At 52.4% G+C, this 2,065-nt stretch carries 1 protein-coding gene; it reads left to right on the top strand.

What is annotated here, in order from left to right:
- Nucleotides 1-1,792: cadherin domain-containing protein (locus tag V6D20_14660; protein HEY9817021.1), on the top strand; the 1,792-nt coding region annotated here is incomplete at its 5' end.
- Nucleotides 1,793-2,065: the final 273 nt, after the last annotated feature.

Consider the following 2,065-nt stretch of genomic DNA (forward strand, 5'->3'; position numbering starts at 1 on the left):
CAGTGGTGGGGAAGACCAAGGGTTATTTACGATTGATGCCACCACGGGTGAGTTGTCCTTCCTCTCCGCACCAGACTTTGAACAGCCGTTGGATGTGGGTAATGACAATGGCTATGCCGTCGAGGTAACGGTTACTGATGCAGATGGATTAAGTACCGCACAACTGTTTAATATCAACGTCACCAACGTCAACGAAGCGCCTACGATTGTGACCAATAGCGTGGTGAATGCGCCAGAGAACACCACACTGGTGGTTGATATCCAAGCCACAGACGATAGCAGTAGCGAGGGAGATGGCCTGTCCTACAGTCTCAGTGGTGGAGCCGACCAAACGTTGTTTGCGATTGATGCCATAACGGGTGAGTTGTCCTTCCTCTCCGCTCCAGACTTTGAACAGCCATTGGATGTGGGCAATGACAATGGCTACGCCGTTGAGGTAACAGTCACTGATGCCGGTGGATTAAGCACCGCACAACTGTTTAACATTACCGTCACCAACATAAACGAAGCCCCTACTATCTCTAGTGCGGGTACCGTCGCGGTTCCAGATGAAACCACAGCGGTGATTGATATTCAAGCCACGGATGATACTAATAGTGAAGGCGATGGTCTCACCTATAGTCTGAGCGGTGGTGCTGACCAATCCTTCTTCAGCATCGACCCAGATACAGGCAACCTTGCCTTCCTCAGCGCTCCTGACTTTGAAACTCCACTAGATGCAGACATAGACAATACCTATGACGTCGACGTGAGTGTCACAGACGCGGACGGAGCCAGTACCAGCCAACAGCTAAGTATCAGTGTCACCGATGTCAACGAAGACCCTACCTTTGTCCCAGGTTCTGGCGTAGTGAATGTGCCGGAAAACACCACGCTGGTGGTTGATATCGAAGCCACAGACGATAGCAATAGCGAGGGAAATGGCCTCACCTACAGTCTCAGTGACGGCGCAGACCAAAGCTTGTTTACGATTGATGCCGCAACGGGTGAGTTGTCGTTCCTCTCCGCTCCAGACTTTGAAACTCCGTTGGATGTGGGCAATGACAATGGCTATGCCGTCGAGGTAACGCTCACCGATGCGGGAGGGTTAAGCACCACCCAACTGTTTAACATTACCGTCACCGATGTCAATGATCCCACGCCGTTTGACGATATCCTCAGCGGGACAGTAGGTGACGATACGATTCTTGCGTTGGAGGGAAATGATGTGGTACGCGGCTTGGATGGTGACGATCGCCTCTTTGGACAAGCCGGTAACGATCGCCTCCTTGGCGGTGTAGGCGATGACGTTCTCAATGGTGGAGCAGATAGCGATCGCCTCTTTGGACAAGTCGGTAACGATACCCTCATCGGCGGCACGGGTAATGACGTTCTCAATGGTGGGGCAGATAACGATCGCCTCTTTGGACAAGTCGGTAACGATACCCTCATCGGCGGTACAGGAAATAACCTCCTCAATGGTGGGGCAGATAACGATCGCCTCTTTGGACAAGCTGGGAGCGATCGCCTTGATGGCGGTACAGGAAACGATCGCCTCGACGGCGGCACCGGCAACGATGTGATTACAACTGGAGCAGGGCGTGACCTAATTGTCCTTCGCCAAAACGATGGCTTCGATCGCGTCACCGATTTCCAAAACGATCGAGACCGTATCGACTTGGTGGGGATCCGTTTCGGACAACTCTCCATCGTCCAACAGCGCGATGATGTGCTGATTAGGGTGGGCACTACCAATCTAGTGCGCTTAGAAGATACTAATGCAGTCGCCATCAACCAGGCAGACTTTGTGTAAGTTATCTTCTCTTAGAGCGATTGCCTTTGGCTCACAAGGGCGATCGCCTCCATCCTTATCACGCCCCACGATCAAACCCTAGCCGTAGCCGAACACGAAACTAGGCAGCAAAGAGCGATCGCATTGGACAAGCATCCTAAACCGCAAACCCGTCATGGAGGGGATAGAATCGCGGTAATTGCTCAATCCAGTAGCCAATCGGTCTGATGAGAGGTAAGGGCACGGGAAATGGCGTCAAACGCAGAAATGCCTTGACGCTTTGCTGTATTGACC

This window comes from Candidatus Obscuribacterales bacterium (assembly GCA_036703605.1).
Lineage (GTDB): Bacteria > Cyanobacteriota > Cyanobacteriia > RECH01 > RECH01 > RECH01.